The following is a 20473-nucleotide window of genomic DNA, read 5'->3' as shown; positions in this document are numbered from 1 at the left end:
GCTCATGCCTGGCGAAGGAACTCGAGGCAGGATCGGTTGAACAGCTCGCGGTGCTCGACCTGCACCCAATGCCCGCAGCGGTTGAGCACAATAAAGCGAGCGTCGGGGGCATTGTCGAGCACTTTCATGGCGCCGCCGACGGGATTGAAGTTGTCGTTGGTGCCCCAGAACCCGAGAATCGGCACCTGCAGCTCCTCCAGGCGCTCGGTCATGTTCGGTACCATCATGGTCGAGAACAGGCAGCGCGGCTGGTGCGCCGCCACCGCCACGCGTTCGGCCAGCAGGCTGTCGGGCAACTGCGAGGCGTCGAACAGCTGCAGGCTCATGATCTGGCGCATCTTGTCGATGTCCAGGGGGCCTGCATTGAACATCTCGACCATGCGCTTGATGCCGATCTTCTGGAAGTAGGTCTCGCGCTCCTCCACCCCACCAGGGGCCATCAGGATCATCTTGTCGAGCAGCTCCGGCTGCGCCAGCCCGAGGCCGATGGCGATGGCGCCACCCAGCGAGTTGCCCAGCAGGGTGCAGCGACGCACACCCAGGGCTTTGAGTAGTCCGGACACGGCATTGACGAAGAAGTCCAGGTCGTAGTTGACGTTGTCGGGTTTGTCCGAGCGGCCAAAGCCTGGCAGGTCGATCACCAGGTTTCGAAAACCGGCGGCGACGAATGTCGGATAGTTGCCCTTGAAGTTGCTGTAGCCACTGGCGCCGGGGCCACTCCCGTGCAGCCACAGCACCACCGGGCCACTGCCTTCGTCGAGGTAGTGCAGGCGCAGGCCGTTGTCGAGGGTGACGAAGTGGCCGATGGGCAAGGGTAGGTCTTGTTCTGACATCACTGATTCTCCATTCATCAGGCGGTAACTGCGTTTTCAGGATTGGTGACCGGCGCGGCCGAGCGCAGGATTTGAGCGCGGTAGCGGGGCAGGGCCAGGCTCAGGAACACGGCCGAGAGCATCAGCATGCCCATCGACGTGGCGAGTGCGTAACGCAGGGCTTCAGCACCCAGCGTCGGTGCGAACCAGTCGCTCAGGACGCCCACCAGCAAGGGGCCGACGCCTACGCCCAGCAAGGTCATTGCCATGACGAAGATCGAAGTGGCCTGGGCAATGCGGGCGGCGGGGAACAGGTGGGTGACCGCACCCAGGCAGGGCGTCGCCCACCAGGTGCCAAAGAAGGCAAAGCCTGCGTAGAACAGGAACGCCGTGGGCACTGGGGTGCTGCCCAGGGTGAAGGCGATGCCGGTGGGCCAGAGGAAATACGCCAGACCGAAAGGAATGCTCGCCAGGGTGGCCAGCAACGGCACACCGATCTGCCAGCCGGCATCGCGCCTCGACAGGCGATCCGACAGGATGCCGCAGGCCAGGGTGCCGAGCACGGCCCCGCTGCCGCCCACCACACCCACCAGGAAGCCGGCCTCCTGCACGCTCAGGCCGTGGGAGCGAATGAGAAAGCTCGGGCTCCAGGTGCCGATGGAGTAGCCCGCGATTGCGCTGGTGGCGCCTGTCAGCACCAGCCACAGGAACGACGGCATCTGCATGAGACTGGCCACGGTGATGCGCCACCCTTCATTGGCGACCGTGACGTTGACCTGCGGTGCGTGCGCGCGTCCCGGTGTGCGCACGGTCAGCCAGAGCAGAAGCCCCAGTGCGATACCCGGAAGGCCGATGATCACGAACGCTGACCGCCAGCCGTAATGCTGGGCAATCCAGCCGCCGAAGCCGATGCCCAGTATCGCGCCAAAACTTGAACCCAGCATCAGAATGGACAGCGCCGTGGAGCGGTGCTTGGCCGGGTACAGCTGCGAAATCATCGCCACCGAGGGCGCCGTGCCACCGGCTTCACCGACCGCGACGCCAATGCGCGCCATGACCAGCATCCAGAAGTTGGTCGCGACGCCGCAGGCCATGGTCATCACACTCCAGCCAATGCAGCAGGCGGCAATCACGGGCTTGGGCCCGACGCGGTCGGACAGGCGTCCTAGCGGGAAGCCGAAGAGGGTGTAGAACACCGCGAAGGTCACGCCGGACAGCAAACCGATGCCTGTGTCGGTGATCGAGAACTCCGCCTTCACCGGTTCGATCAGGATGGCCATCAGGTGCCGATCGATGTAGTTGAAGATGTAGATCACGGCCAGCACGAGCAGGGCGTAGTGGGTACGCCAGGTGACGCGAGTCGATGAGTTCACAGCGGGTGCTCCCGGTTTTGTTCTAGTGGGCAAGAGCATGACCGCCCTCCATGACCATCACATCGTCCATTCAGACCACATGACCGGGGTGGGGCGTGCACCTGCGGGTTGTTAGTCCCATCGGACGATGTTGGGGTGTTTTGCAGCGGTAATGATTGTCCCGTAACCGAACCAGCAGCCAGGTGAGTTGTTGGTTGGAATCGCCACGGCGTACGGGAGATCTTCGATGAAATTGAGCGACAAAGTTGCCTTGGTCACGGGCGCCGGACAAGGCATGGGACGTGCGATCGTCCAGCATTTTGCCGAAGCAGGCGCCCGGGTCGTGGCTGCCGACATCAACCTGCAGGCTGCCCGGCAAACGGTCGAGGGCCTGGGCGAGCGTGCCTTGGCGCTGGCCTGCGATGTGGCCGACAGCGCGTCGGTCGGCGCCGCCATGGCGGCACTGGAGGCCGCGTTCGGCCGGCTCGACATTCTGGTCAACAACGCCGGCGTGGGCGCGGTGGACGCCTTTGTCGATACCCCCGATGACCATTGGAAGCGGGTAGTCGGTGTCAACCTTGGCGGCACCTTCTTGTGCAGCCGCGAGGGCGTGAAGCTGATGCTCAAGCACGGCATCAAGGGCGCCGTGATCAATGTGTCGAGCACGGCAGCGCTCACCGGCGAAGGGCCTGCCCACTACTGCGCGGCCAAGGCCGGCGTGATGGGCCTGACCCGCAGCATGGCGCGGGAGCTGGCCGCCAGTGGCATTCGCGTGAACACCCTGGTGCCTGGCCCGACCAACACCCCCATGATGGCCCGCATTCCCGACGACTGGATGCAGTCGATGCTCAACGCCATTCCCCTGGGCCGCATGGGCGAGGCTGACGACGTGGCGCGCGCCGCGGTGTTCCTGGCCAGTGACGATGCCGCCTTCATCACCGGCCAGAACCTTGCCGTCAACGGCGGCATGGCCTTCATCTGAGCCTGGGAGCGGAACATGAGCAGACGACTGCAAGGAAAGATCGCCTTCGTGACCGGTGCAGGGTCCGGGATAGGCGCCGCCACGGCCCGGCGTTTTGCCGAAGAGGGTGCCTGTGTGGTGCTGTGCGGGCGCAACCTGGCACCGCTGGAGGCGGTAGCCGCCGTCATCCGGGATGCCGGCGGCCAGGCCCAGGCGTGCGTTGCTGATGTGAGTGACGAGCAGGCCATTGTCGCCGCCATCGAGGCGACGGCCAAACACCACGGGCGCTTGGATATCCTGGTCAACAACGCCATGGCCTACAGCTTTGGGCCGGTCGACAGCACTTCGACCCAGGCCTGGCACAGCAACTTCGCCACGACTGTGGATGGCACGTTCTGGGCTACCCGCACGGCGATGGCGTTGATGAAGGCCCAGGGTGGCGGTGGCGCCATCGTCAACCTGGCCTCCATCTGCGGGCTGTTCGGCACCCCGTGGATGGCTGGCTATTCGGCGGCCAAGGCCGCGGTCATCAACTTCAGCCGCTCGGTCGCCAGCGAAGGCGCCAGCAGCCGCATCCGCTGCAATGTGGTGGTTCCGGGGGTTATCGACACACCCGCGACCGCCGACATGCTGGCCAATGCCAGCACCCGGCACAACACCGAGAAACTGATCCCCCTACGCAGGGTGGGGCTGGCGCAGGAGGTGGCCAACGCAATTCTGTTCCTGGCCAGCGACGAGGCGTCCTACATCACCGGCGCCTGCCTGCCGGTCGACGGTGGGCGCGGCGCTGAACTCTACACGGTGCTGGAGTGATGACCATGACCCCAGACTCCCTGCAAGCGCGTCTCGAACGGCTCGAAGCGATCGAGGAAATTCGCCAACTGGCCGCCAAGTACGCACTGTCGCTTGACATGCGCGACCTCGATGCGCACGTCAACCTGTTCGCCGAAGACATCCGCGTGGGCCGCGAGCAGGTCGGCCGAGCGCCGTTGAAGGCCTGGGTCGACAGCACCTTGCGTGACCAGTTCAGCGGCACTTCGCATCACCTGGGCCAGCACCTGATCGAGATGCTCGACGCCGACCATGCCGTGGGCGTGGTGTATTCCAAGAACGAGCATGAGGCCGGCCCGGAGTGGGTCACCATGCAAATGCTCTATTGGGACGACTACGAACGCATCGCCGGGCGTTGGTACTTCCGCCGTCGCCTGCCGTGCTACTGGTACGCCAGCGACCTCAACAAACCGCCAATCGGCGAGCGAAAGATGCGCTGGCCGGGCCGTGAGCCCTATAGCGGCACCTTCCATGACCTGTTCCCCTCCTGGACTGCGTTCTGGGCCAAGCGCCCGGACAAGGGCCAGTTGCCCGCCGTCGCTGCGCCGGCGCCGCTGGAGCAGTTTCTGCTCACCCTCAGACGTGGCGCCGCGGCCCCCAAGATCCGTGTGCGTTGAGGAGCGATGATGAGCATTCTGTTTGAACCCCTTCGCCTGGGCGATCTGCAACTGAGCAACCGCATCGTCATGGCACCGATGACCCGCAGCCGTGCCACGCACGAGGCGGTGCCTACGGCCGAGATGGTGGACTACTACCGCCAGCGAGCCAGCGCCGGGTTGATCATCGCCGAAGGCACGGCACCCTCGGCCGACGGGCTGGGCTATTGCCGCACGCCAGGTATTTTCGACAGCGCGCAGATTGCCGCCTGGCGGCAGATCACCCGTGCGGTCAGCCAGGCGGGTGGCCGCATGGTGTTGCAATTGATGCACACCGGCCGCGTCGGTAGCTGGCGCAACAAGCCGGCCGGTGCGCGCACCGTGGCCCCTGGCAGCCAACGCGCACGGGCTCAGGTGTTCAGTGACCAGGCCGGCCAGGTGGATACCGACGAGCCCCGGGCGCTGAGCCTGGAGGGCATCGGCGAGGTGGTGGAGCACTACCGCCGTGCGGCATTGAATGCGCGGGAGGCCGGCTTCGAAGGTGTTGAACTGCACTGCACCAGTGGCTACCTGCCCATGCAGTTCATGGCCGCGGCCAGCAACCCGCGAGAGGACCGCTACGGCGGCAGCGTCGAGCACCGCGTGCGCTTTCCTGCCGATGTGCTGACGGCCATGGCGTCGGCCATCGGTGCCGGGCGCGTGGGGTTCCGGCTGTGCCCAGGTAATCCCTACAACGACATTCAGGATGACGACCCGGTAGCGACCACTGCGGCGCTCTGCCGCGCCGTCGAGCCACTGGGCCTGGCCTATCTGCACATCATGCGCTCGCCACTGGCCGAACTGGATGCCTTTGCCTTGGCGCGCCAGCACAGCCACAGCGGGCTGATCCTCAACGATGGCTTCGATGGCCCGTCGGCGCAGGCTGCGCTGGAAGCGGGGCAGGGCGCTGCGGTGTCGTTCGCCCGCCACTTCATCGGCAACCCAGACCTGGTCCAGCGCCTGCGTACAGGCGCAGCGCTGGCCGGCTTCGACCGCAAGACCCTCTATACGACAGGGCCGAGGGGCTATTCGGATTACCCGAATCTGGCCCAGGCGCCTGCTACCTCGCCGTGCTACCGGAGCTAAGGATGAACACTTACAACAACGCCAGCCTGTCGCCCAGCGTCGCGCCCAGCCCCGTGCCGCGCGAGCAGACCCAGGCCATCCTCGACCGCCGTGCCCAGGCCGCCGCGAACATCCGGCCGGCGCACCGTTACACCCTGGCCGACCGCCTTGAAGCGCAAGCGCAGCGCCATGCCGAGCGGCCCTTCATCCTCTATGGCGAGCAGTGCCTGAGCTATGCCCAGGTAAATGCCCGGGCCGACCGCCTTGCCCATGTGTTCCATGCGCGCGGCCTGCGGCCGGGGGATGTGTGCGCACTGGCCATGGAGAACCGCCCGGACTTCTTCTGCTGCTGGTTTGGCCTGGTCAAGCTGGGCGTGGTGGTCGGCTTCGTCAATACCCAGGTCACTGGCCGTCCGCTGGTTCATGCCCTGGAGGCCATCGGCGCGAAGGCCGTGATCGTCGGCGAAGAAATCCTGGGCAACTTCCTGGCCACGCCGGGCTTGCCAGCGGTGCCGCTGTGGCTGATGGCCGACCCCGAGCAGCCTTTTGCGCAAATCATCCCCAAGCAGGTCGACCTCGGATTGAGCCAGGCGTTGAGCCTGGCGCCAGCCACGCCGTTCCCGCGGGATCTGCGCGCCGACCTTGCGGCTGAAACGCCCAGCCTGCTGATCTTCACCTCGGGCACCACCGGGCTGCCCAAGGCCGCGCGTTACAGCCACATGCGCTGGATGAGCACCGGCGACGTGATGGAAGTGACGCTGCAGACCACGCCCCAGGATGTGTTCTATTGCTGTCTGCCGCTGTACCACGGTGCGGCAGCCACCTCGGTGACCTCCACGGCGCTCAAGTCCGGTTCGGCCATTGTCGTGCGGCGCCGATTCAGCGTCCGCGAATTCTGGAGCGACGTACGCCGGCATCAGGTCAGCGTGTTCCAGTACATCGGTGAAATCTGCCGTTACCTGCTCAACCAGCCGGTGGTGCCAGGCGAACGCGAACATGGCCTGCGCTGCATGCTCGGCGCGGGCCTGTCGGCGGAAAACTGGCAGAACTGGGTGCAACGCTTCGGCGAAATCGATGTGTACGAGGGCTGGGGTTCCACCGAGTCCAACGCCAACGTGGTCAACGTCGACAACTTCCTGGGCGCTTGCGGGCGCATACCGTTCTGGGAAAAGAGCAACGTGCGCCTGGTGCGCTACGACGTCGAGACCGACAGCCACCCGCGGGACGAACACGGCTTTTACCAGTTGTGCGATAGCGGCGAGGTCGGCGAAGCGCTGGGGCTGATCATCAACCACCCCGACATCGGCGGCGGACGGTTCGAGGGATACACCTCGGCCGAAGCGACCGAAAGCAAGATCCGCCGCAATGTATTCAAGGACGGCGATGCCTACTGGAGCTCGGGTGACCTGTTGCGCTACGACGAGCACGGCTACCTGTACTTCATCGACCGCATCGGCGACACCTTCCGCTGGAAAAGCGAAAACGTGTCGACCCTGGAAGTGGCCGGCGCACTGGGTGACTTCGCTGGCCTTGAGCTGATCAACATCTACGGCGTGCAGGTGCCCGGGCAAGAAGGGCGCGCTGGCATGGCTGCGGTGCTGATGCAGGCGGGCCACGCCTTCGACCCACAAGCCTTCTTTGCCCTGACCGAAGCGCGCCTGCCGCGGTATGCCGCACCGGTGTTCGTGCGGGTATCGGCCGCGGCGGACCTCACCAGCACCTTCAAGCTGCGCAAGGTCGACCTGCAGCGCCAGGGCTATGCCCCTGAGGCGTTCGCCGACCCGCTGTTCGTGCGTGACGAAAGTACCCGCACGTACCAGCCGTACTGCGCTGATCTGCTCGCCCGGCTTGGCCTGGCTCCGTTTGTCGGTGATGCCCGTGAGTAGGCTGGATGCGCAGGGCCACGAGTGGCGTTCGGGCCTGCGTTTTCCTTGGCCGCAGCCGCCAGCCAATGGCGAGGTGCTGGAAGTTGCCCCCGGTTTGCTGTGGCTGCGCATGCCCCTGCCGTTCGGACTCGACCACATCAACTTGTACCTGTTGCGCCATGGCCAGGGCTGGGTCGCGGTCGATACCGGCCTCAACAATGTGCAAACCCGCGAGGTGTGGGAAGGGGTGTTTGCCCAGGCGCTCGGCGGCCTGCCGCTGGTGGCGGTGGTGTGCACGCACTTTCACTCCGATCACGTCGGTGTGCTCGGCTGGCTGGCCGAACGCTTCCGCTGCCCGGTGTACATGACTGCCAGCGAGTTTCAGGCCATGCATCAGCTCGGTGGCAGGCGCGCAACGTGCGACTGGGCGTTCAGTGAGCATTACCAGAAAGCCGGATTCACCTGCGAGCAGACCGAGGCGTTGTTCCCGTTGCTGAACTCCGCGCACTTCAGCCCCGAGATTCCCACCGGTTTCACGCGCTTGCGCGAAGGCGTCACGCTGAACATTGGCGGGCGCGCCTGGCAGGTGCTGATCGGCCGCGGCCATTCACCTGAACATGCCTGCCTGTACTGCGCCGATGATGGGCTGTTGATTTCCGGCGACCAGGTGTTGCCGCGCATTACCTCCAGTGTCTGCGTCGAAGTGACCGAGCCTGAGGCCAACCCCCTGGGCGACTGGCTGGATTCCATCGAACGGCTGCGGGCGGTACCTGACAGCGTGCTGGTGTTGCCGGCGCACGAGCGGCCGTTCTGCAACCTGCACACACGTCTGGATCAGCTTCGCGACCATCACCTTGCGCATGTGCAGACCCTGCTCGCGGCCTGTGACGTGCCGCGCAGCGCGGTGGAGTTGATGGCGGTGATGTTCCCTAAGGCCAAAGGGCGTTTCGACGAAATGATGGCCATTGGCGAAACGTTGGCACATGCCAACTACCTCATGGCCGAAGGGCGTTTGCGGCGAGATGAAGCGGAGGGCGTGTTCCGTTACGCACGCACGGCAGATGGCGCCACTGCGCGCCCGGTGTCAGGGCCGCTGTGATGAGGCGGCAGCGATGGTGTGGATCTTATGTGAGGCCAACGGGCCATCAAACGGGAGAGGCAGAGTGACTGATAAAAACAACAATTATGCGACTGGCCTGATTGCGAAGGGCTTCCAGCTATCCGGACTGGTAGTGGCGATCGCGGCGGCGTCTTCATCTGCCTGGGCGGGAGAGACCATCGAGTTCGACAACGGCACCACCATCGACTGGAGCGTCACCACCAGCTACGGGCTGGGTGTGCGCCTGTCCAGCCCCGACAAGGACCTGCTGACGCTCAACGCCGACGACGGCGACCGCAACTTCGACAAGGGCAGCCTGACCACCAACCGCTTCGGCGCCCTGGCCGAGATGATCGTGCGCAAGGACACATACGGCGCTGTGTTGCGCGCCAGCACCTTCTATGACGACGTGTATCACCGCAGCAATGACAACGACTCGCCCGCCACCGTCAACAAAGGCGGGGACCACGACGAGTTCACCAGTGACACCAAGTACTACAGCGGCGGGCGCAGCAAGTTCCTCGACGCCTATGTGTTCAATGGCTGGCGTTTCGACAACGACTCGATGCTCGACGTCAAGGTCGGGCGCCATGTGGAGTCGTGGGGCGAAAGCCTGTTCTACCCCGGCGTCAGTGGCGCGCAGAGCCCGTCCGATGCGGTGAAGGCGGCGCAACCGGGCGTCGAGGTCAAGGAAGTGCTGTTGCCGGTCGGCCAGGTGTCGGCGGCCTACCGCCTGAACCCGCAGTGGAGTCTGGGTGCCTACGTGCAGTACGAGTGGATGGGCACCGAGTTGCCACCGGTCGGCAGCTACCTGTCGACCAGCGATGTGGTCGGCCCGGGGCGTGAGTTCATCCTTGGCGCCAACGGCTCGCGCATCAACTACCAGGGCACCGACGAGCCCCGCGACAGTGGCCAGTGGGGCGCGCAAGTGCGCTTCCGGCCGGTGCCGGCGCTTGAACTGTCGTTGTTCCACATCAACTATCACGACAAGAACCCGGCCACGGCCCTGGTCGGCTACCAGATCAACCCCGCAGGCCCCGGCGCCTTCTTCGGTACACCCAGTGGCTACCGGATCACCTACTTCGAGGACATCAAGCTGACGGGCATCAGCGCCTCGACCAAGATCGGTGAGACCCAGGTCGGTGGCGAATGGTCGTACCGGGACGGTGCGCCGGTCATGGTCAACACCGGGCTCGGGCCGACGCCTGCGCGTGGCAAGGGCCAGCAGATGCAGATTTCGGCCATTCGCATTCTGGGCGATCGCCCGTGGGCGAACCAGACCACCCTGACCGCCGAAGTGGTGCATGTGCGCGTGGACAGTGTCGACGAAGCTTCGGCGGCGCCGAACCTGCAGGCACTGGGCAACAGCCTGGTGCCTTCGATGCGTCCGCTGGTGCAACCGTCGGACGACTACACCTACAAGACGGCCTCGGCCTGGCGCAGCAAGACGGCCAGTGCCTATACCGTAGGCGCTTCGTTCAGCTACCCGGGCGTGTTCGAAGGCTGGGACCTGGAAGTGCCCATCAACTTCTCGAACGTGTTCAGCGGCGCGACACCCATGGCCGGTACCATCTCGGGCCTGCAGGGGGACCGGCGGTTGAGCGTCGGTACCACCTTCAAGTACCTGGGCAACCTGGAAGTCGCCCTGCGGTATACCGGCTACCTGGGCGACGCCGACCCGGTCAAGCGCTTGCTGGCCGACCGCGACTATGGCTCGTTCTCGGTCAAGTACAGCTTCTGATCAAACCGTCGGGGCACACGCGATCTAGTCAAAATGAACGATTGCGTCGTGCCCCGGCTGTGGCATGGTCGGCAGACAACAAAAACCTTGCGTACAAGTGGGGGACACATGGGACTCAAAGGACACGCGGCGATTGTAGGCGCCGCGCAATACAAACCGGAAAAATACGCCACCGCACCGAGGATGTTTCACCTCGAGCAGGTGGCCGACCTGGCGGCGCAGGCTTTGCGCGATGCCGGGTTGCGTGCTGACGACCTGGACGGCCTGGTCATCAACGGCCCGCATTTCCACGAGGCGTCGGTGTTCGTGCCGGCCATGGCGGCCGAATACCTGGGCTTGACCCTGAATTTTGCCGAAGTGGTCGACCTGGGCGGTTGCACCTCGGCGGGCATGGTCTGGCGCGCCGCGGCCGCCATCGAGCTGGGCCTGTGCCAGGCGGTGCTGTGCGTGCTGCCGGCGCGGCTGGCGCCCATGGGCCCGGATGAAGACCCCGGGGCCATTGCGCGGGCCATGCGCTACGGCGGCCACAGCACGGCCTTCGGTGCACCGGAGGCCGAGTTCGACCTGCCTTACGGGCACATGGGCCAGAACACCGGCTATGCCATGATTGCCCAGCGCTACGCTGCCCAGTACGGCTACGACCCCGTGGCCATGGCCAAGATTGCCGTCGACCAGCGCACCAACGCGTTGGCAAACCCCCAGGCCATGTTCCATGGCCAGCCACTGAGCATCGAACAGGTGCTGGCCAGCAAGCGGGTGGCCGACCCCTTGCATGTGCTGGAAATCGTCATGCCGGTGGCCGGTGGTGCCGCCCTGATCATCGCCTCCAAGGAAGTCGCCGCCCGGGCACGCAAGCGTCCCGCTTTCATCACAGGCTTTGGCGAGCACCTGGCGTTCAAGTCGCCTTCCTATGCCAAGGACATGCTCACCACGCCGATCGGCCCTGCCTCACGGCGGGCGTTCGAGATGGCCGGGGTCAAGCCTGCGCAAGTGGATGCCGCGCAAATCTACGACTGCTACACCATCACCGCGTTGCTCACCCTCGAAGACGCAGGCTTCTGCGCCAAGGGCGAGGGCATGCGCTTCGTGCGCGAGCATGACCTGACCTGGCAGGGCGATTTCCCGATGAACACCCACGGCGGCCAGCTCAGCTTCGGCCAGGCCGGTGCCGCCGGTGGCATGTCACAGGTGATCGAAGCGGTCACCCAGATCAGTGGTGAAGCGGGCGAACGCCAGCTGGCGCGCTGCGATACCGTTTACGTTTCCGGCACCGGTGGCGTGATGAGCGAGCAGGCCGCGTTGATTCTTCAGGGAGCATGAGCCGCATGTCCAACAATAAGCCGATGCCGATATCCACCGAGATTTCCGCGCCATTCTGGGAAGGGCTGAAGGCCGAGCGCCTGCTGATTCAGCAATGCAACGCCTGCGATCACTGGGTGTTCTACCCCCGCCGGCACTGCCCGAGTTGCCTGGCCCATGACTTGACCTGGCGCGAGGTCAGCGGCGCTGCCAGTCTGTACAGCTTCACCATCGCGCGCATCGCCACCTTGCCCGACTTCGCCGACGAGATGCCGCAGAAACTGGCGGTGGTCGAACTGCAGGAAGGTGTGCGTATCAACACCACGCTGGTCGGGCTGGACGAGGACCAGATCCGCATCGGTATGCGTCTCAAGCCGGTGTTCGCCGAGGTGGATGCCAAGGGCGCGCGTTTGCTGCGCTTTACCGGCCTCGACCAGGATACCGCCCCGTTGCAGCGCTGGTCGGGTGCAGCAGAGGTGCCGTCGGCGGCCCCTGTCGCACTGGCGCCGGTCAGGCAGGTGGCCCTGAATGATGAGCAGGCACTGCAAGCCCTGGTCAGCGAGACCTTCAGCGCCTGGAGCAACGAAGTCGTCGTCGACCAGGCCTTGATCGATGCCTTCGCCGTGTTGTCGGGCGATGACTACTGGATTCATACCGACCCGCAGCGGGCGCGCAAGGAAAGCCCGTTTGGCGGCACCATCGCCCATGGCGCGCTGGTGCAGATACTGCAGTCGCGCTTCAAGCTACCGTTGGGGTTCGAAATCACCGGGTTCACCACCATAGTCAACTACGGCTCCGACCGCCTGCGCTTCCCGGCGCCGGTACCGGCCGGTGCGCGGATTCAGGCACGCGCCCGGGTCAAGCAGGTGGCGCAGGTCAAGCGCGGTACCCAGCTGACCCTGGAAGTGAACATCCACGTGGTCGGTAGCGATCGGCCTTCGGTCATCAACGACCTGGTGATTCTGTACATGTAATCGCACGGCGCGAGCGCCGTCGTTTTTCCCTTCTCACCCAGGCCTGCCATGCAGGCCTGCGTGTTTGTAGCCCTCGCGATTTTCTTTGCCCGACAGATCAGGGCCTTAGTCTCAACGGACGATGAGGCCCGCCCCCCGACTCAGCACAATGAAGACCAACCAAGGTCCGGTCATTGAGGAGCAGGGCATGATGGATATCCGGGGTCTGAGCTACTTCGTCGCGCAAATTGAAAACCTCAGCCAGTGGCAACGTTATGCCGAAGACGTGCTGGGCATGATGGTGACGCCGGCACCCGGTGGCGGGCTGTACGTGAAGATGGACGAGCGGCCGTTTCGCATGCTGATCACTGAAGGCCCGACCTCGGGCTATCTGGCGTCGGGCTGGGAGCTGGCCAGCGAACGGGCATTCAACGATGCCCTGCATGCGTTGACGCAACAGGGTGTGGCCTTCGAGCGGGGCACTGCGGCGCAGATCGAACAGCGCGGTGTGCAGGCGCTGGTCAGCGTGCGCGACCCGTCCGGCAATTGCCACGAACTGAGTTGGGGCCACCGTTCCGACTGCCTGCCGTTCGTCTCGCCCCAGGGCGTGCCGCGCTTCGTCACCGGCGACATGGGCCTGGGCCACACCGTGCTGCCGGCGCCGAACTTCGACGCCACCCTGGCTTTCGTCAAGGACGTGCTGGGCTTCGAGCTGTCGGACATTTTCAACTTCCGCCCGGACCCGGCCGCACCGCCGATCCGCATTCATTTCCTGCATTGCCGCAACAGCCGCCACCACTCATTGGCGCTGGCCGAATTCGCCAGCAGCTCGGGCTGTGTGCACGTGATGGTCGAGGTGGACTCGATGACCGAAGTCGGCCGTGCCCATGACCGGCGCCTGGCTCACCAGGTGCCGCTGTCGGCCACCCTGGGCCAGCACCTCAATGACCTGATGACCTCGTTTTACATGAAGACCCCGTCCGGCTTCGACCTGGAGTACGGCTACGGCGGTCTGCAAGTGGACTGGGCCGAGCATTCGGCCTTCGAATTCACCCGCGTAAGCCTGTGGGGCCATGACTTTTCCGTTGGCCGCCCACAAGGAGACAACTGATGAACAAGCAAATGACGGCGGCCGATGCCGTCGCCCAACTGCGTGATGGCATGACCATCGGCTTTGGCGGCTGGGGCCCGCGGCGCAAGCCGATGGCCATCGTCCGCGAGATCCTGCGCTCCCCGGTCAAGGACCTGACCGTGGTCGCCTACGGTGGCCCCGAGGTGGGCATGCTGTGTGCGGCGGGCAAGGTGAAGAAACTGGTGTTCGGCTTTGCCACACTCGATGCCATTCCGCTTGAGCCTTACTACCGCAAGGCCCGCGAGCACGGTGGTCTGGAACTGATGGAGCTGGACGAAGGCATGTTCCAGTGGGGCCTGCGTGCGGCGGGCATGCGCCTGCCGTTCCTGCCCACCCGCTGCGGCCTGGCCAGCGATGTGACGCGACTCAACCCTGAGCTGAAAACCGTGCAATCACCTTACGCCGATGGTGAGGTGCTGCTGGCCATGCCGGCGTTGAATCTGGATGTGGCATTCGTTCACGTCAACGTTGCCGACACCCTGGGCAACACGCTGCTGACCGGCCCTGACGTTTACTTCGACCATCTGTTCGCGCGGGCTGCGGCGCAGTGTTTCGTGTCTTGCGAACAGCTCCATCAGCGCCTTGAGCTGAGCCCCGAGCAGGCGCGCTGCAACACCTTCGAGCGCTACCTGGTCAGTGGCGTGATCCACGCGCCGTTCGGCGCCCACCCCACCACCTGCCAGCCGGCGTACGGCTGGGACCTCAGCCACCTGAAGCGTTATGCCGCCAGTGCCAGCGAAGAGGGCGGCTGGGAGGCTTATCTCGCCGAGTTCGTCACCCCGGGCGAGCAGGCCTACCAGGACCGCAACGGCGGTTCCGAACGCATGGGCGCTCTGGCCCTGCCAGTGTTCTGAGGAGGATGAAGATGTCGACTACCTGTGCGTTTACCCTCGCCGAACTGATGATCGTCGCCGCCAGCGAAGCCTGGCGCGGCAACGGCGAACTGTTCGCCTCCGGACTGGGCGTGATTCCGCGCCTGGGCGCTAGCCTGGCCAAGCTCAGCCACAGCCCCGAACTGCTGATGACCGACAGCGAGGCGTTCCTGGTGGAGGAGCCGATTCCGCTCGGGCCGCGTGGCGACTACGTGCCCAAGTATTCGGGCTACCTCAACTTCGAGCGGGTGTTCGAGTGCGTCTGGGGCGGGCGCCGCCACGCGATGATCGGGCCGACCCAGATCGACCGCTGGGGGCAGAGCAACCTGTCCTGCGTGGGCGACTACCACAAGCCCAAGGCGGCCATGCTGGGCGTGCGCGGCTTGCCAGGCAACAGCATCAACCACATCAACTCGTTCTTCGTGCCCAACCACAACACCCGCGTCTTCGTCAGCGGTGAGGTCGACATGGTCTCCGGCGTGGGCTTCAAGGCCGAACGCTGGCCCCAGGGTGTGCGCCGCGACCTGATGGACATCCGCCTGATCGTCACCGACCTGTGCGTGATGGACTTCGATGGCCCGAACCGCGCCGTCCAGGTGCGCAGCCTGCACCCGGGCGTGACGTTCGAGCAGGTGCAGGAAAACACCGGTTTCCCGCTGCTCAAGTCGCCGTCGCTGAAGGAAACCGCATACCCGACGGCTGAGCAGCTGGCCCTGATCCGCCGGCTTGACCCGCATGACTACCGCAGTGCGGCGATCAAGGGCAACCCGGCCGGCATCCGCCCGGCCTGAAGCGAGGGAATTGACCATGAACAGCCCTGACAGCGAATTCGTCGAGCGCGAAGACCACGCGGTCTACGAAACGCAGGAGCCGGTCCTGTACGGCGTGGCCGACGGCATCGCCACGCTCACCCTGAACCGCCCGACGTTCAACAATGCGCAGAACTCGCAGATGACCTATGCGCTGGATGCCGCGCTGCGCCAGGCCGTGGATGACGACACGGTCAAGGTCATCGTGCTGCGCGGGGGCGGCAAGCACTTTTCGGCGGGGCACGATATCGGCACCCCGGGCCGCGACATCGACAAGCCGTTCGAACGCGCCCACCTGTGGTGGGACCACACCAACAAGCCCGGCGGCGAGCGGCTGTACGCCCGTGAGCAGGAGGTATACCTGGGCATGTGCCGGCGCTGGCGCGAGCTGCCCAAGCCTACCATCGCCATGGTGCAGGGTGCCTGCGTGGCGGGTGGGCTGATGCTGGCCTGGGTCTGCGACTTGATCGTGGCCAGCGACGATGCCTTCTTCCAGGATCCGGTGGTACGCATGGGTATTCCCGGGGTGGAGTATTTCGCCCACCCCTACGAACTGAACCCGCGCATCGCCAAGGAGTTCCTGTTCACCGGCAACCGCATGACGGCCGAGCGGGCTTTCCAGATGGGCATGGTCAACCAGGTGCTGCCGCGTGACCAGCTCGAGCATGGCACCTATGCGCTCGCCGCGCAGATTGCCCGCCAGCCACGCATGGGCCTGGCGCTGACCAAACAGGCGATCAACCACGTCGAGGACCTGCAAGGTAAACGCACCGCCATGGATGCCGCGTTTGCCTGGCACCACTTCGCCCACGCCCACAATGACTTGTTGTCCGGGGACACCCTGGGCGGCTTCGATGCCAAGGCCATGGTCCAGGCCAACAAAGCGGCTGCTGGCGGAGAGCGATCATGAGTCGCTGGTTGAATACACCCCTGACTGCAGCACTGGGTTGCCGCTACCCGATCGTGCAGACCGCGATGGGTTGGGTGGCCGATGCCAACCTGGTGATTGCCACGACACGAGCGGGCGGCTTCGGCTTTCTGGCCGGTGCGACCATCGATGCCAATGCCCTTGAGGGCGAAATCCAGAAGGTGATTGCCGCCACCGGTGGCAGCCGGTTTGGCTTGAACTTTCACATGTTCCAGGAAAATGCCGCCCAGTGCGTCGACCTGGCGATCCGCTACCGGCTGCGCGCGGTCAGTTATGGCCGTGGGCCGGATCAGCAGACCATCGCTCGATTCAAGGCGGCCGGGGTGCTGTGCATGCCTACCGTCGGGGCGCTCAAGCATGCCCTGAAAGCCGTGGAGCTGGGGGCCGATTTCATCACCATCCAGGGGGGCGAGGGCGGCGGGCACACCGGCGGTGTGCCCAGTTCGATCCTGCTGCCCCAGGTGCTGGGGGCGGTGTCGGTGCCAGTCATCGCCGCCGGCGGCTACTCCACTGGCCGAGGGCTGGCGGGGGCGTTGGCCGCCGGTGCCGCGGGCATTGCCATGGGCACACGGTTCCTGATGTCCAGCGACTCACCCATCCCCGCGGCCACCTTGAAGCACTACGTGGCGGTCAGTGACCCGCAGCGGGTGCGGGTGACGACGGCCGTGGACGGCATGCGCCACCGCATGATCGACAACCCGTTCATCAACCGCCTGGAGCAGGCCGGGCCTGTGGGGCGCTTGCGCATCGCCTTGCGCAGTGCCTGGAAATGGAAGCAGCAGACCGGCATGAGCCTGGGGCACCTGTTGGCGGTACTGCGCCAGGCCATGAAGGAAGACCCCGGCGCAGTCTCGCAAACGGTAATGGCGGCCAACCAGCCGGTGTTGCTGCAACGCTCGATGGTCGACGGTGTACCGGACGAGGGCATCTTGCCCAGCGGTCAGGTGGCGGCCGCGATTGGTGAATTGAAAAGCTGCCAGCAGGTGATCGAAGAGATTGCCGGTGAAGCCGAAGCCTGCCTGGACGCGCTGTTGGCGCGCCAGCTCCAGCAGGCACCCGAACACGCCCAGGTCAATGGGCGCAGAGACTGAACGCAAGCGGCCCCGCCGAGCAAGGGAGAGAACCCACGTGAGCCAAGCATTTACTACACAGATCGAAGCGGGCATTGCCGAGTTGGTGCTCGCCAAACCCCCGGTCAACGCCCTCGACAGCCAGGAGTGGATGGACCTTGCCGAACAGGTGCAGGCATTGGGCGAAGATCCGCAGGTGCGGGTGATCGTCATCCGCGCCGAAGGGCGCGGTTTCTGCGCAGGTGTCGATATCAAGGAACTGGACGCCCACCCGGACCGCATCGTCGCCGTCAACGCTGGCAACTATGCCGCCTTCAAGGCCGTGCACCGTACACCGGTGCCGGTGATCGTCGCCGTGCATGGCTTTGTGCTGGGCGGCGGCATCGGCATCACCGGGGCAGCGGACATCGTGGTGGCGTCGCAGTGCGCGACGTTTGCCTTGCCTGAGGTCGACCGCGGCGCGATGGGCGGTGGCGCCCACCTGCAGCGCCTGTTCCCGGTGCAGAAGGTGCGCTACCTGTTCTTCACCGGTGCCAAGATCGGCGCGGCAGAGGCGGCGCAGTACGGCTTCATCGAGCGGGTGGTGCCCAAGGAGCAACTGCGGGAAACCGCTCTGGAAATTGCCGCGAAGATCGCCGAAAAGAGCCCGGCGATGATCCGTCTGGCCAAGGAAGCGCTCAACGGGATCGAAGACGGCAACCTCGAAGACAAATACCGCTGGGAGCAGGGCTTCACCCTGCAGGCCTACACCAGCCCCGACTCCGCCGAAACCCGCCGCGCCTTTGTCGAAAAGCGCGATGCGAAGTTCTGAGAGAACGCCATGGAACTCGCCTATACCCCGAAACAGAAGGCCTTCCGCCAGGAAGTCCGTGAATGGCTGGCGGCCAACAAACCGACCAGCCCCTTGGCCAACTACGACACCCGCGAAGGCTTCGAGCAGCACCGGGCCTGGGAGCGCAAGCTGTTCGAGCAGCGCCTGTCCATGGTCATGTGGCCCAAGCAGTACGGTGGGCGCGGCTGCGACCTTATCGAGTGGCTGATCTTCGAAGAGGAATACTACGGCGCCGATGCGCCGATGCGGGTCAACCAGAATGGCCAGTTGCTGCTGGGGCCGACCTTGATGGAGTTCGGCACGGCGGCGCAGAAGGAACGCTTCCTGCCGCCGATGGCCTCCAGCGAGGACATGTGGGCGCAAGGCTGGTCGGAGCCCAATGCCGGTTCCGACATGGCGGCCATCACCAGCAAGGCCATCCGTGACGGCGACCACTATGTGCTCAACGGGCAGAAGACCTGGTCCAGTCGGGCCCTGTTCGCCGACTGGCTGTTCGGCCTGTTCCGCAGCGACCCAGCCTCGAGCCGGCACCATGGATTGTCGTACCTGGTGGTGCCGCTGGATGCCCCCGGCGTGACCATTCGCCCGATCAAGGCGCTGCACGGCAAGAACACCTTCGCCGAGGTGTTCTTCGACGATGTGCGCATCCCGGTCGAGAACTGCATCGGCCAGGAAGGCCAGGGCTGGCATGTGGCAATGGCCACGGCAGGCTTCGAGCGTGGCTTGCTGCTGCGCTCGCCGGCTCGCTTCCAGGCCACGGCGCGCAAGCTGGTGCAACTGTACCAGGCCAACCGTGCGCAGGCCGACCGCGACCCGAGCATCCGCGAGGCGGTGGTCGAGGCGTGGATGGGGGCCGAAGGCTATGCACTGTCTTCCTACCACACCGTCGGGCGCATGAGCCGTGGGGCGCAGATCGGCGCCGAATCGAGCATCAACAAGGTCATCTGGTCGGAGCTGGACCTGAAGATGCACGAAACCGCCATGCGCATCCTCGGCGCGCACGCCGAGCTGCGCGCCGATGCCGCGCAAGCCGTCGAAGGTGCCTGGCTGGACGGGTTCCTGTTCGCTCAGGCCGGGCCGATCTATGCCGGCACCAACGAGATCCAGCGCAACATCATCGCCGAGCGCATGCTCGGCCTGCCGAAATAGGAGCCGGCCATGGACTTTACCTTTACCGATGACCAGCTCACGTTTCGTGAGGCCATCAGCCGTTTCCTGATGACCGAGGCGGCGCCTGAACTGCTGCGCGAAATCTGGGAAACCGACGTTGGCCGCAGCGCGGACCTGCGCGGCAAGATCGCCGAACAGGGCCTGACTGCATTGTCTGTGCCTGAGGCGTTCGGTGGTCTGGGCATGAACGATATCGCCTGGTCGTTGATGACCCAGGAGCTAGGTTACTACGCCATCCCCGACTCGCTGGCCGATACCGCCTATGTGGCCGCCGGCCTGCTCAACCGCCTGGCCGACGACCACCCGGTCAAGGCCAGCCTGCTGCCACGCATTGCTGACGGCAGCGTGCGCCTGGCGATTGGCCACCCGGTCAACCCGTTGGTGGCCGATGCCGCGCTTGCCGAGTGGCTGATCCTGGCCCATGGCGATGATGTGCATGTGGTGCCACGCGCGCAGGTGGATGTGCAGGCCAGCGCCAGTATCGATGCCTCCCGGCGCCTGAGCCAGGTGAGCTGGGCGCCGAGCCCCGACACGTTGCTGGTGGCGGGCGATGCAGGCAGGGGCCTGTGGGCCGAGACCCTGAATCGGGGGGCTCTGTCGGTGGCCGGCCAGCTGCTGGGGCTTGCCCAGCGGATGCTGGACCTGTCGGTTGACTATGTGGCCCAGCGCAAGCAGTTCGGCAAGCCCATCGGCAGCTTCCAGGCGGTGAAGCATCACCTGGCCGATGTCGCCAGCAAGATCGAGTTCGCCAAGCCTGTGCTCTACCGCGCAGCCCATGCGCTGGCCAAGGGCGAGGTCAGGGCGGACGTGTACGTGTCCCAGGCAAGGCTGGCCTGTTGCGACGCCAGTTGGCTGGCGGCGCGCCAGGGCATCCAGGTGCACGGCGCCATGGGGTACACCTGGGAAGTCGACCTGCAGATGTTCATGAAGCGCGCCTGGTCGCTGGACCCTGGCTGGGGTGACCGGGCCCTGCACAAGTCCCGTGTCGCGGCATACGTGCTCGGCGACAACGCCCGACTCGGCCCTGGTAGTACCTTCGAGGAGTAA

The 20473-nt window shown here is 65.2% G+C and carries 19 protein-coding genes; 17 read left to right on the top strand and 2 right to left on the bottom strand.

Annotation, left to right across the window (positions count from 1 at the left end):
* Window positions 1-2: 2 nt before the first annotated feature.
* Entirely contained in the window at window positions 3-833 is an 831-nt protein-coding gene (locus tag ACIPZB_RS18670) for an alpha/beta fold hydrolase (protein WP_400642028.1), read from the bottom strand.
* Window positions 834-850: 17 nt separating this feature from the next.
* A complete protein-coding gene (locus tag ACIPZB_RS18665; RefSeq protein ID WP_400642027.1) occupies window positions 851-2185 on the bottom strand; it encodes a spinster family MFS transporter in 1335 nt (444 codons plus the stop codon).
* Window positions 2186-2411: 226 nt separating this feature from the next.
* On the opposite strand from ACIPZB_RS18665, the gene ACIPZB_RS18660 reads away from it, so the two are divergent.
* From ACIPZB_RS18660 to ACIPZB_RS18580, 17 genes are all read left to right on the top strand, one after another.
* Window positions 2412-3146: an SDR family NAD(P)-dependent oxidoreductase gene (locus ACIPZB_RS18660; protein ID WP_400642026.1), complete on the top strand. Its 735-nt coding sequence runs from the start codon at window positions 2412-2414 to the stop codon at window positions 3144-3146.
* 15 nt (window positions 3147-3161) lie between these two features.
* Entirely contained in the window at window positions 3162-3938 is a 777-nt protein-coding gene (locus ACIPZB_RS18655) for an SDR family NAD(P)-dependent oxidoreductase (protein WP_400642025.1), read from the top strand.
* Window positions 3939-3943: 5 nt separating this feature from the next.
* Entirely contained in the window at window positions 3944-4573 is a 630-nt protein-coding gene (locus ACIPZB_RS18650; RefSeq protein WP_400642024.1) for a nuclear transport factor 2 family protein, read from the top strand.
* Between the two features lie 9 nt (window positions 4574-4582).
* Window positions 4583-5677: an alkene reductase gene (locus tag ACIPZB_RS18645; RefSeq protein WP_400642023.1), complete on the top strand. Its 1095-nt coding sequence runs from the start codon at window positions 4583-4585 to the stop codon at window positions 5675-5677.
* A 2-nt stretch (window positions 5678-5679) separates the two neighbouring features.
* Window positions 5680-7542: a long-chain-acyl-CoA synthetase gene (locus ACIPZB_RS18640; protein WP_400642022.1), complete on the top strand. Its 1863-nt coding sequence runs from the start codon at window positions 5680-5682 to the stop codon at window positions 7540-7542.
* On the top strand, window positions 7535-8620 hold the full coding sequence (locus ACIPZB_RS18635) for an MBL fold metallo-hydrolase (protein WP_400642021.1): 1086 nt from the start codon (window positions 7535-7537) through the stop codon (window positions 8618-8620). Before ACIPZB_RS18640 ends, ACIPZB_RS18635 begins: the two co-directional genes overlap by 8 nt.
* Before the next feature lie 64 nt (window positions 8621-8684).
* The gene (locus ACIPZB_RS18630; RefSeq protein ID WP_400642020.1) at window positions 8685-10361 is read left to right on the top strand and encodes a DUF1302 domain-containing protein; all 1677 of its coding nucleotides are present in this window, start codon (window positions 8685-8687) and stop codon (window positions 10359-10361) included.
* Between the two features lie 108 nt (window positions 10362-10469).
* Window positions 10470-11681: a thiolase family protein gene (locus ACIPZB_RS18625; RefSeq protein WP_400642019.1), complete on the top strand. Its 1212-nt coding sequence runs from the start codon at window positions 10470-10472 to the stop codon at window positions 11679-11681.
* Between the two features lie 5 nt (window positions 11682-11686).
* The gene (locus tag ACIPZB_RS18620) at window positions 11687-12634 is read left to right on the top strand and encodes an OB-fold domain-containing protein (protein WP_400642018.1); all 948 of its coding nucleotides are present in this window, start codon (window positions 11687-11689) and stop codon (window positions 12632-12634) included.
* Between the two features lie 187 nt (window positions 12635-12821).
* Window positions 12822-13724 carry a VOC family protein gene (locus ACIPZB_RS18615; protein WP_400642017.1) on the top strand — a complete coding sequence of 301 codons (903 nt, stop codon included), beginning with the start codon at window positions 12822-12824 and terminating at the stop codon, window positions 13722-13724.
* Entirely contained in the window at window positions 13724-14599 is an 876-nt protein-coding gene (locus tag ACIPZB_RS18610) for a CoA transferase subunit A (RefSeq protein ID WP_400642016.1), read from the top strand. The genes ACIPZB_RS18615 and ACIPZB_RS18610 overlap by 1 nt, the downstream gene beginning before the upstream one ends.
* Before the next feature lie 11 nt (window positions 14600-14610).
* Complete coding sequence (locus ACIPZB_RS18605) at window positions 14611-15408, top strand: CoA-transferase subunit beta (RefSeq protein ID WP_400642015.1); 798 nt, start codon at window positions 14611-14613, stop codon at window positions 15406-15408.
* A gap of 16 nt (window positions 15409-15424) precedes the next feature.
* On the top strand, window positions 15425-16336 hold the full coding sequence (locus ACIPZB_RS18600) for an enoyl-CoA hydratase (RefSeq protein ID WP_400642014.1): 912 nt from the start codon (window positions 15425-15427) through the stop codon (window positions 16334-16336).
* On the top strand, window positions 16333-17445 hold the full coding sequence (locus ACIPZB_RS18595) for an NAD(P)H-dependent flavin oxidoreductase (RefSeq protein ID WP_400642013.1): 1113 nt from the start codon (window positions 16333-16335) through the stop codon (window positions 17443-17445). The genes ACIPZB_RS18600 and ACIPZB_RS18595 overlap by 4 nt, the downstream gene beginning before the upstream one ends.
* 37 nt (window positions 17446-17482) lie before the next feature.
* On the top strand, window positions 17483-18235 hold the full coding sequence (locus ACIPZB_RS18590; RefSeq protein ID WP_400642012.1) for an enoyl-CoA hydratase family protein: 753 nt from the start codon (window positions 17483-17485) through the stop codon (window positions 18233-18235).
* Between the two features lie 9 nt (window positions 18236-18244).
* The gene (locus tag ACIPZB_RS18585) at window positions 18245-19405 is read left to right on the top strand and encodes an acyl-CoA dehydrogenase family protein (protein WP_400642011.1); all 1161 of its coding nucleotides are present in this window, start codon (window positions 18245-18247) and stop codon (window positions 19403-19405) included.
* Window positions 19406-19414: 9 nt separating this feature from the next.
* Window positions 19415-20473, top strand: coding sequence for an acyl-CoA dehydrogenase family protein (locus ACIPZB_RS18580; protein WP_400642010.1), 1059 nt, complete (start codon window positions 19415-19417; stop codon window positions 20471-20473).

Origin of the sequence: Pseudomonas sp. NPDC089396, assembly GCF_044749545.1 — a bacterium.
In the GTDB taxonomy this organism is placed as follows: Bacteria; Pseudomonadota; Gammaproteobacteria; order Pseudomonadales; family Pseudomonadaceae; genus Aquipseudomonas.
The sequence above is the reverse complement of the archived record's forward strand: the minus strand, read 5'-3'. Positions and strand labels throughout refer to the sequence as shown.

Coding starts and splice junctions, on each gene's coding strand:
- ACIPZB_RS18595 (WP_400642013.1), top strand. CDS start 16,333: ATGAGTCGCTGGTTGAATACACCCCTGACTGCAGCACTGGGTTGCCGC.
- ACIPZB_RS18655 (WP_400642025.1), top strand. CDS start 3,162: ATGAGCAGACGACTGCAAGGAAAGATCGCCTTCGTGACCGGTGCAGGG.
- ACIPZB_RS18650 (WP_400642024.1), top strand. CDS start 3,944: ATGACCCCAGACTCCCTGCAAGCGCGTCTCGAACGGCTCGAAGCGATC.
- ACIPZB_RS18620 (WP_400642018.1), top strand. CDS start 11,687: ATGTCCAACAATAAGCCGATGCCGATATCCACCGAGATTTCCGCGCCA.
- ACIPZB_RS18625 (WP_400642019.1), top strand. CDS start 10,470: ATGGGACTCAAAGGACACGCGGCGATTGTAGGCGCCGCGCAATACAAA.
- ACIPZB_RS18610 (WP_400642016.1), top strand. CDS start 13,724: ATGAACAAGCAAATGACGGCGGCCGATGCCGTCGCCCAACTGCGTGAT.
- ACIPZB_RS18605 (WP_400642015.1), top strand. CDS start 14,611: ATGTCGACTACCTGTGCGTTTACCCTCGCCGAACTGATGATCGTCGCC.
- ACIPZB_RS18670 (WP_400642028.1), bottom strand. CDS start 833: ATGTCAGAACAAGACCTACCCTTGCCCATCGGCCACTTCGTCACCCTC.
- ACIPZB_RS18580 (WP_400642010.1), top strand. CDS start 19,415: ATGGACTTTACCTTTACCGATGACCAGCTCACGTTTCGTGAGGCCATC.
- ACIPZB_RS18585 (WP_400642011.1), top strand. CDS start 18,245: ATGGAACTCGCCTATACCCCGAAACAGAAGGCCTTCCGCCAGGAAGTC.
- ACIPZB_RS18660 (WP_400642026.1), top strand. CDS start 2,412: ATGAAATTGAGCGACAAAGTTGCCTTGGTCACGGGCGCCGGACAAGGC.
- ACIPZB_RS18645 (WP_400642023.1), top strand. CDS start 4,583: ATGAGCATTCTGTTTGAACCCCTTCGCCTGGGCGATCTGCAACTGAGC.
- ACIPZB_RS18600 (WP_400642014.1), top strand. CDS start 15,425: ATGAACAGCCCTGACAGCGAATTCGTCGAGCGCGAAGACCACGCGGTC.
- ACIPZB_RS18640 (WP_400642022.1), top strand. CDS start 5,680: ATGAACACTTACAACAACGCCAGCCTGTCGCCCAGCGTCGCGCCCAGC.
- ACIPZB_RS18615 (WP_400642017.1), top strand. CDS start 12,822: ATGATGGATATCCGGGGTCTGAGCTACTTCGTCGCGCAAATTGAAAAC.